This is a genomic window from Methanonatronarchaeum thermophilum, from assembly GCF_002153915.1.
GTDB lineage: Archaea > Halobacteriota > Methanonatronarchaeia > Methanonatronarchaeales > Methanonatronarchaeaceae > Methanonatronarchaeum > Methanonatronarchaeum thermophilum.
This window is the reverse complement of sequence record NZ_MRZU01000005.1, coordinates 27,501-37,500: the sequence shown is the minus strand read 5'-3', so window position 1 is coordinate 37,500 and position 10,000 is coordinate 27,501. Positions and strand designations below refer to the sequence as shown.

The 10,000-nt window shown below is 28.6% G+C and carries 9 protein-coding genes (2 of these 9 only partly in view); 2 read left to right on the top strand and 7 right to left on the bottom strand.

From position 1 onward, the window contains the following. Positions 1-374: the final stretch of an acylneuraminate cytidylyltransferase gene (locus AMET1_RS07605; RefSeq protein ID WP_086637897.1), read on the top strand. Its footprint begins 796 nt before the window's first position; only the last 374 of its 1,170 coding nucleotides appear in the window; its start codon lies off the left edge, out of view; its stop codon occupies positions 372-374. 22 nt (positions 375-396) lie between these two features. Next, on the top strand, positions 397-1,278 hold the full coding sequence (locus AMET1_RS07600; RefSeq protein WP_086637896.1) for an N-acetylneuraminate synthase family protein: 882 nt from the start codon (positions 397-399) through the stop codon (positions 1,276-1,278). 940 nt (positions 1,279-2,218) lie between these two features. Here the strand turns inward: AMET1_RS07600 and AMET1_RS07595 are convergent. The 7 genes from AMET1_RS07595 to AMET1_RS07565 all read right to left on the bottom strand — a co-directional run. After that, positions 2,219-2,896 carry a hypothetical protein gene (locus AMET1_RS07595; RefSeq protein WP_086637895.1) on the bottom strand — a complete coding sequence of 226 codons (678 nt, stop codon included), beginning with the start codon at positions 2,894-2,896 and terminating at the stop codon, positions 2,219-2,221. A gap of 68 nt (positions 2,897-2,964) precedes the next feature. After that, complete coding sequence (locus tag AMET1_RS07590) at positions 2,965-3,540, bottom strand: hypothetical protein (RefSeq protein ID WP_086637894.1); 576 nt, start codon at positions 3,538-3,540, stop codon at positions 2,965-2,967. Between the two features lie 176 nt (positions 3,541-3,716). Then, positions 3,717-4,817, bottom strand: a complete 1,101-nt coding sequence (locus AMET1_RS07585; protein WP_086637893.1) for a hypothetical protein — start codon at positions 4,815-4,817, stop codon at positions 3,717-3,719. A gap of 295 nt (positions 4,818-5,112) precedes the next feature. Continuing rightward, entirely contained in the window at positions 5,113-6,714 is a 1,602-nt protein-coding gene (locus AMET1_RS07580) for a capsular polysaccharide export protein, LipB/KpsS family (RefSeq protein ID WP_086637892.1), read from the bottom strand. A gap of 71 nt (positions 6,715-6,785) precedes the next feature. Then, a complete protein-coding gene (locus AMET1_RS07575; protein WP_086637891.1) occupies positions 6,786-7,715 on the bottom strand; it encodes an ATP-grasp fold amidoligase family protein in 930 nt (309 codons plus the stop codon). Between the two features lie 19 nt (positions 7,716-7,734). After that, positions 7,735-8,427, bottom strand: a complete 693-nt coding sequence (locus AMET1_RS07570) for a hypothetical protein (RefSeq protein ID WP_143406902.1) — start codon at positions 8,425-8,427, stop codon at positions 7,735-7,737. A 601-nt stretch (positions 8,428-9,028) separates the two neighbouring features. Continuing rightward, positions 9,029-10,000 carry the 3' portion of an aspartate kinase gene (locus tag AMET1_RS07565; protein WP_201721324.1) on the bottom strand. 438 nt of this gene lie beyond the right edge of the window, so 972 of the gene's 1,410 nt are visible here — the last part of the coding sequence; its start codon lies beyond the right edge, outside the window; the stop codon is at positions 9,029-9,031.

Below are 10,000 nucleotides of genomic sequence, written 5' to 3'. Positions count from 1 at the left end.
TGAAGTTTTCTAGAGTTGATGGCAAAGGAATTGAAATTTTAAAGAAAGATGGTTTTGAGGTTGCTGTTGTGAGTTCTGAGGGTTCAGGTATAATTGAAAAAAGAATGTCGAAATTAGGTATTGATGAAGTCCATATTGGAATAAAGGATAAATTAAGTGTATATAGAGATATTAAAGATAGATATGGGTTTAGGGATAAAGAGATATGTTTCTGTGGAGATGACATCCAGGACATACCTGTGATGAAGGAAGTTGGGTTCAGTTGCTGTCCTGCAAACGCACAGATTGAAGTAAAAAGAATTAGTGACTACATTTCACGTAAAAAAGGTGGAGATGGATTCGTTAGAGACATACAGAAAACACTAACTAAATAAATATCAACAAGGAGTTTTTATTATGAATAAAATTGTTATTGATGGTATTGAGATTTCTGAAGAAAGTGACCCGTTTTTCATAGCTGAGATTGGAATAAATCATAACGGCTCGCTCGATAATGCAAAAGAAATGATTGACATGGCCGCTGATTTTGATGCAGATGCTGTTAAATTTCAGAAAAGGGAGCCAGATATATGTGTACCGGAACACAAAAAAGACCAAGTTAGAGAAACCCCATGGGGAGACATAACCTACCTAGAATATAAAAAGAAAATCGAGTTCGGTAAAAAAGAATACGATGAAATCGATGAATATTGTAAAGACAAAGATATAGTCTGGTCGGCATCAGCATGGGACCTACCCAGCTTCGAATTCATAGAACAATATGACATACCATTCCACAAAGTAGCTTCAGCAAAACTAACAGACAAAAAACTCCTACAGAAAATAAAAAACACAGGAAAACCAGTTTTCTTATCAACCGGTGGCTCCACAATGCAACAAATAAAAAAAGCAGTTAAAATCTTTGAAGAATCCAATAAACTCGTAATAATGCAATGTAACGCAAACTATCCATCAGAAATCAATGAACTAGACCTAAACGTAATAAAAACACTGAAAAAAGAGTTCCCAGAACACATAATAGGATATTCAGGACATGAAAAAGGAATATCACCAAGCTTAGTGGCAGCAGCGTTAGGAGCTAAAGTAATCGAACGACACATAACAATAGATCGGGCAATGTGGGGAAGCGACCAATCCGCAAGCCTAGATAGACCAGGACTAAGAAGGCTTATACGAGATGTCAAAAACATACCAAAAATGCTCGGAAATGAAGAAAAAACCGTATACGAAAACGAAGAAAAAGTAATGAAAAAACTAAGAAACAAAAAAACACTTTAAGAATCTATTCATAATCTTTTTGTATACACTTGTTTAAGAATAGGTTAATAAACTTCTTTCTTATATTCTTTGAAAATATGTTTAGAGTTTTAAAAGAAAAGATTTTTTTGTAAATTGAGTCTTTATGACTATTCAAAAAATGAATTATTTTGTAGGCTTATTAACTAATTTGGCAATAATTTATAAAGATCTAGTAATTTTTTCGGATTAATGATAATTATTTTTAATTGAAAAACAATCATTTATAAATTTCAGTAGAATACTCTTTACCATGGGCTTTATAAGATAATAGTCATCATGAGGATATTGGCAAACTCTATTATATTTAATAAATGGTATTATATTTTTCTAAAGAAGCTCTTTATATACTTTTAAGTTTCTTTTAAAGACTTATGCTTATTAAATTTGAATTATATTTTCTTTATTAAATATGTATTTAATATTTTTGGTAGGAATCTATTAAACAGAAATTTCAATTTAAATAAAATATTCTGCAATAAAATAAAAATCAAAATGAATCGCTATATTAGAGTGAGATAATTTTTAAATTGAGGCCTATATTTCAATGGCCAGTCCAGACGTATAAAAAGAATTGAAATAAGTCCTATTTGCTAAATAAAATTTAAGGTTAGGTTATAAATAATATAAAAATAACTAACATTGGCTGAAATTTTTAGTTGGAACTAATAAATCAATTTTATCTAAAGTAGACAGCATCAGTGATTCAGTATATATTGATTATCATTACGATTATCGTTAAATGCTAAGAATATAACTAATAATTTACTAAGTTTTTTGTCATATGTACTTGATCTTTAATACCATGGCAGAAAAATAGCAATAATAATTAGGATTGAAAGTTTTTAAGTATCTAAAATGGCTTTAGTTGTTCTATCGGTTTAAAAATCTATGATAATGATTTGTAATCCTAAAACATTTTTCATGTAAAGCTATGCATAAAATGATTTATGTCTTTAAATTTAGATTCTTTAGTTATATCTTTATGAATAACTAGAATTTGTACAGGTATCTTCTCGATATTTAAGTGATTAGAAATAAATAGTCTGTGGATACCGTCATTCAGTAATAATTTTCCATCTCTTGAAATGCTCACTAAAATTTCGAATTTATTAAAACTTTTATTTCGACTATCTAATAATTTAGCTTCATTTTTAGTTTTGTATCCATTATTTTTTACATCTTTATACATTTTTTCAACAAATTTAAATCTATTGTACAATTCGTTTTTATCAGTACAACCAAAAACGTGGCCTCTTTTTTTTAGGTTATTAATGCAATACTTATAATATGTAGTTTCTTCCCACGCAAATCCGTAACAAAATTTCTGTTTTAAGCCATAGTAGGTTGGGTGTTTTTCCAATTTAATTTTTTTTAAATCCCAATCTCCACCTTTGATGTCACCGATATTTCGTTGAAAGGGTGTAAAACTATATAAACATACTTCTAATATACCTTTTGGATTAATCCAAAAAACCTCTTTAGGATTATGCCTAAGTGAAGAGCGATATAAGTGCTTGTTTATAAAATATTTGAGTTCCATCTCTGTTTTAAATTTTAATAATTCTAATTTTGTTTTGATTTCTGGTAGAAAATACAATTAGTTTCCTCCTTTATATTTTGAAATTCTATAAATAGATAATATAAATAGATAATATCAATATTAATTTATTGGGAGAATTCATTGAAATCAGGATGGTATTTTAAATTATTTTTATAGGCATATTCTCTTTTTTTGATCCACTTTCTATGTCTTGCTACTATTACTACGGGTATTTTAGCTATATCAAGTATTTTTGAGATACAAATCCTATGTCTTCCTCCTCTTATTAGGTACTTTCCATTTCTACTTATATCAACTTTTATCTCTTTTTGTGGAGCTCTTTTTAATTGTTTTTGACTTTTTAATCCTTTTGTTTTTATACTTTGATATAATCTATCTAAGTATTTAAAGTGTTTTTTTAAGGTCTTTATGTTTTTTATGTTTTTATAAAAGTAAACGTTGTTTTGAATTAATTTATAAATTTTTTTAAAAAAAATGGTTTTTTCCCATGGGATGTTTTTTATATAATGATTTTTTAGAGATTTGAAAAAAACTGTATTACGTATGTCATTTGAATGTATTAATTTATAATATTTATATTCATAATGAGCTAATGTATATTTCTGAAAGTCTTTTTTATCCCAATTCCCTCCTTGAATTGTACCAAAAGGGATTTTTGCATTAAAATACGGGCTTTTCAATCTACTCTCTCTCTCTTTATTTCATCAGAATCTATCCAAATAACTTTAAATAAATTTATAGGAGCTTTGTACCCGTCTTTATATTTTTTCAAATTATAGCTATGATTTTTTATGTAGTTTTTAAACGTCTGAAATAGATTTAACACCTAAAAAACCCCCTTCTACCCGCTATCTTACTATTTTATAGCTTCGTAAATAAGCATTTTTGAATTATTTTGGGCCCAAAAACTTTTTTCTGGTAGATTTAATTCAAATAAATTAATTGTTTCTAACATGTTTGAGAATATTTCATTTTCTCTTTTTTCAATAATACTAAATTCATCTTGAAGATTTTTATTGGGAAAGAAATAGTCAATTACTTTTATGTAAGTACGGATAGAATTATTCCACTCATATTCATTGATTGCTTCTATAGCTTTTAATATATTTTTTGGTTTTGCTGGAGTTTTTTCCATCTCATTGGGTTCAATATCAACATTAGATTGGAGTAAAATAACTTTATCAATTTTTGAGCTATATTCTACATTTAGATTAATAGGTAAATCTTTTAAGCTGTATATCTTTTTATGACTTGTGTCCAAATAAAAATCAGAGGTAAACCATAAGGCTTTTTTAAAGAAACCTTTTTCTTGTAGGTTTCCATTTTCGCTACAAACATTTTTAATTTTTTTTCCCAGTTGCTTTTGTTTTTTCCTTAAATAATTATTATCTTTTAGTTCAGGAAATGCTTCATAATTATACTCCCCCATATGTATTGCTAAAGGGTAAGCCATAATATTCCCTTTAGAATCTATCCAAACTCTATCGTCTGAAATAAGTTTCGCATCCTTTTTAAGCAAACTCAAAAGAGTATTGGTTTTACCTGTATTTCTCCATGCAGGAAAACATAAAGTTTCACCTTTAATTTTTACTGAAGCTGCATGGATCATTGCTAGGTCATCTTTAATTAGGCTTTTTCTTAAAGGATATTCAATAAATTTTGATAAGTATGTATGACTAGTATCTGGGCTAATCAAAATTTCATTTAAATCTCGGTTTAAAAGAATTGGAGATCTTTGATTTTCTTTTATAACTACGTATTCACCAGCAACCGCAAAAGTTGATCCTAAATTTTTCTCTATTTTTGGTAAACTTTCTATAGGCTTGATATCTATCTTAAAATCTGGGCTTTCAGATTCCCCTTCAAAATAACTGAAATATTTTTTTAGGTTTATTATTGAATTAGAATTTCCTATTAGATTGATTTGAACCTTGTCATATAAATTAATCGAAGCCATACTTTAGACTTAATTTTTATTATTTAAATTTTTTTTGTAAACAAAATTAGTATAGGGATAATAGTATACGCATACTTACATACTTAAGTATTGAATGAAAACCCACACTTGGTTTGGGAAATTAGTAAAAATTGTCTAAATATCAACTAAGTGAAAAAATAGGTTATTTTAAAAATAATGAGTGATATGTTGTAATGAAACTAGAAATAATTAGATGTTAATATATGGAAATCGTTAATTAAAAATGAAGCGCTATAGTGTGATTTTTTGATTGGAATAATGAGTTCATTTATGTTTATATTGATTTTATTACTGGTTTATTTGAAATAATTTTGGATGTAATTAAGTTTAAATCACTGTTCTTTGTAATCCCTTTCTTTTTTATTTTGCTTTTTATATTTTTTTCCCCATCGTCATATTTATGAATGTTAAATTCTATGTGTTTTTTGTTGAATAGGAAGTAAAAATATCTTTTTGCTAATTTAGTCATTTTTTTATTCATTTTAAGCTGTTCGGTGTTTTCTATATATTTTTTATATTCTTTGATATCATTGGGGTCGTATGTAAATCCAAGACCTCTGTAGTGTGTATCACCTACTACAATTACTGGAACCTCATTAAATGCCATTTCTAGGCCTATAGTTGAGTTATATACTATTCCAGCATCTAGTGTTTCAATTAAACTGTATGGGTTTACATCAGTATCTGGTTCTAATACGCTTATGTTAGAGTATTTTTCGTTTGATAAGTCATATCTATTTGATATCCAACTTAATACATCCTCTTTTGTTCCACGTATCTTTTCTGCGGGGTGTGTTTTAATTATTAGTTTTTTAGAATTAGATTTAGAGAAATAGTCTATAGTGGTTTCTAGCCATTTAAATGGACTATCAAAAACGATGTTTTCAGCACTTAAAGAACCATCCCACATTAGATTAGTAAATAGACCTATTTTGGTTTTATCAGATTCGATTTTTTTACTATTTGATGCATATTTTGTGTAATCTGTGCCTGTTTTACCTTCAGAACGATTTTTATAATGTTCTTTTACCCATTTATTCTCTTCAGATGAAATTTTTTCTGACAAATGTTTTTTAATTATTTTTTTATCCGAAAACTGAGCCATCGGAGATCTATTACTGATTCGACCGAATATAATATGGTTTTCCCTATATCCGCCTGAATGAGAATACGCTGGAACATCATTTTTTTTAGAAACTTCCATAAATATGCCACCATATATATAAGCTGGATGACTAGCGATTGTAGCGACAAAAGAATGATTTTTAAATATCTTTTCAGCAACATCCACACAGATTATTCCACTCCTGAAAAGTCTGTTATAAACTTTCTCATTTTTTTTATTGGATAAATCAATAGTATATCTTCTTAAATACCGACGTGTAGAGGCTTCAACATAATTATCTATTGGAACATCTTTGTATTCCGACATATCTTTAGATATAATATCTTTATCTATACTTTCATTAGAGCTTTTTTCGGGCAAAAAATCCGTAATAAAATTAGTTTCAATACCGAATCTTTTACACCATTCTTTTCCTCGATTGATACATAAAGAACAAGCAGCTTTATTATCCATAACTAGTTCTTTACAGTGGCATAAATCTAGTTTCCCATCACAAAGTAAAAAAAAAGGTTTATATCTTTTGGTTTTAAAAGCGTGAGCTAAAATACATTTTCTATACATATGGCTCAACATATGGCCTTCTATAGCTGGAAAAAAGACTTTACCTCGATAATCTCCTTCTAATTTAAATTCTTTAATTTCTTCATCTACTTTGGGAATATTATTTGAAATGTCGTCATAAATCCTACTTAAAATACCATCTAAACCTACTTTATGAGAAAATCTTAAAACATCTTTTTTGAATTCCATATTGCTTCTGAATTTATTTTTCTATAGGTAAAAAATTATGGTATTTATATAAAAATATGGATTTTTTTGGTTTACCATAATTTCCCAAATTTTTCATCGTATTTTTTTGGTTCAAAACTATTAGTTCCTGAAGCAGGTGCTACAGTCATCTCTCCGAAAACAATTTGATCGTCATTAAGGTTGTATAAATCTACTCGTATGAAATCAAAATTTTCTCCTAATTTTTCAGCAATTTCTATCATTTCTTTTAGTTTATTTGGGCGTTTAATCTTTGGCCCTACCTTGTAATCTTTTTTAAAATCTTTAGCATTCCAATTTTTGTCAAAAAATCTTCTTTTATGTGAATTTGAATGTCTGTCAAAATCAACATGTATATATTTTACATTTCCATGGAATACATAAAATTTGTAATCTTTAGGTGGATTATTGTCATTTTCTTTTAGATATTCTTCAATAATAATTCTAGGTTTAATTTTTTGATACCAATATTCACCCATGATTTTACCATGTGTTTCAGATAACCATTGTTTACATTTTCTTTTAATTTTATTTTTATTTATCTCATCGTTTTTGTCAACCAAAAGTACAGGCCCGCTGAGGTGTGTAGGTTTAACTACAAATTCGTTGGGTAACTTTTCAAAAGACAGATTTTCCGGATTTTCAACAACTTGATAAATATCTGGTAATATATCTTCACTAACTTTTTTCTTTACATAATCTCTCACCCTCCACTTATCTTCAACTATTGAGAAAATTTCTTTATTAGTTAAAAGCTTCCTATGCATAATTTTTTCATTAAAAGTTTGAGGCTCCTTTATATCGGGCCAATATCCTAAATTTAAAAACATCCATATTTTTTGATGCATTAAATCTCCCATAATGGACTTTAAAAATGGGGAAATCGAACTACTAACCAGTATATAACTAGAACCTTCCCTAAATAAGGAATTTAATCCCTCTTTTGAATATATTCTCTTAATAGAACTTATTTTATTTTTCATTTAAAAACCTCTTATTTAGTTAAGAATTTTTATCTTCAGATACGAAGTTTTTATTCTTTAGAATGTCATGCAAATCTGGATGATTTAAATTTATTTTAGCTTTTTTACTTAATTCTTCAATGTAATCAGCTTCATATACCTCTTTACGGATTTCTTGCCATTTTTTATGCCTCACCAGTATTCTAGCAGGGATTTTTTCTATTTTGAGAACTTTAACGATACAGAGCCTATGTTTTCCATCGTCGAAAATAAAATTTCCATGTCTATCTATATTTAATGCGATTTCATTATGCTGAGGGGGGATTCTCAAAATTTTTTTCAAAATAGATGTATTCTTCTGTTTAAACTGATTTTGAGATTTATAACCATTTTTTTCAATACTTCCAAGAATTTTTTTTAATTTAAATTCCTTTTTTTTGGCATGTTCTTTATCTTTTTTTTTAGCTAAAATTTCATAACATGAAGTTTCTTCCCATTTTTCCCCTCCTAACCAATTTTTAACACATTTATAAAAAGTATAGTTTTCAAAATAGCCTATTTTTTCTTTTTCTCTTAATCTAAAATATCCAATTTCATCTTCAGATATCTTTTTATCCCAATTACCATCTCTAATAAAAGTCCCATATTCTGAAATCGTTCGATAAAAATGAGGAACTTTTAAAAACTCTATTTTTTTAGGATTTACTTCAATAACCTTGTATGGCTTGGCCATACTCTCTCCATATTTAAATGTATAAATCATATAGTTTATTTTAGAATATATGTAACCACTTAAATTTAAAAAAATCAGATAAATGAAATGTAAAATAGATTTGACTAAACCTATGAAACCATCATCCTTAAATTTATAGATAGCTTTTAGGATGTATATTTTAAACTTATTTTTTAAAAGATTTAACAAAAAGATTAACATCACTCCAGTATTTTTTGATTTTGAGATTTATAGACTTTACTAAGACTTTACTAAAATAAAAATAAAAAATTTATTTTATATGTTAAATATTCTATTCTGTAAATAATTCTTCCAAACCTTTTTCAAATATATTTTTTTAAATTTTTTTCAGGTTTAACCTCTTTTTTCGAAATTAAAAAGTATTTAAACTAAAACAAACCTTAAAATATGTAACTGTAAAAAACTTTTTTACGAACACGATATAAACCATTCATAGAAATTAAATTATTAAATTATATTCAATTCAGATGTCCATGATAAAATCGAAACTTGAAATACTAAGTAACTATTTAAGGTAATCCAGATTTACTCATCATTTGATATTTATATTCGTATAAGTACTTTTTATTTATAGTTAGAATCATAATTTATAATCTTTTTTGTCAAGTCGAAACTCTTCATGTAAGCTTCTTAATGCACTATTAGTTTCATGTTTTTTTACCACAAATGAAATGTTAAATTCAGATGAGCCTTGGCTAATCATTATTATGTTTATTTTTTCCTGTCCCATTGCGGTGAATACTCTTCCTGCGATGCCTGGTGTTCCGGCCATTCCACTGCCAACAACTGTTATAACTGATACTTCAGGGTCGTGTGTTATTTCTTCGATAGTGTTATCTGAAAACTCGGTTTCTAGTGCTTTGATTGCCCGTGAGAGGTCTTTTTCGTCTACTAGTAGGGAGATTGTTGGTTCGGATGAGCCGGTGCTTATCATTATTATATTTATATCGGCGTCTGCTAATGCCCCGAAAGCGTCTGCTGCGATGCCTGGTGTTCCTATTATGTCCATCCCGCTTATGTTTACGAGGGCAACGTCACGTTCAGCAGAAACACCCTTAACAACACCCTCTACTTTTTCTTCATCTTTAACTATCAAGGTACCTTCAAAACCAGGAGTAAATGTATTTTTAACCCTTACAGGTATGTTTTTCTCTATTGCTGGCTCTATACTCTTTGGATGTAGTACTTCTGCTCCAAAAAAAGATAGCTCCATCGCTTCTCGATATGAGATGCGTCTGAGAGTCTGGGCTTCTGGAACAACGCGAGGATCCGTTGTTAGTAATCCGTCTACGTCTGTCCATATCCAGATTTCATCTGCTTCAATTGCACGACCTATCGTGGATGCGGAATAATCACTTCCGCCCCGACCAAGCGTCGTGATATCCCCATTTTTCGAGCACCCTATAAAGCCAGTGATAACTGGTACAGATTCTTCTAAAAGAGGTAAAACACTTTCTTTGATTCTTTTGTTACTTTCTGAAAGCGGTATAGCACTACCATAACACTGATTCGTAATGACGCCTGCTTCACGCCCAGTTAGGTGTTTTGAGGG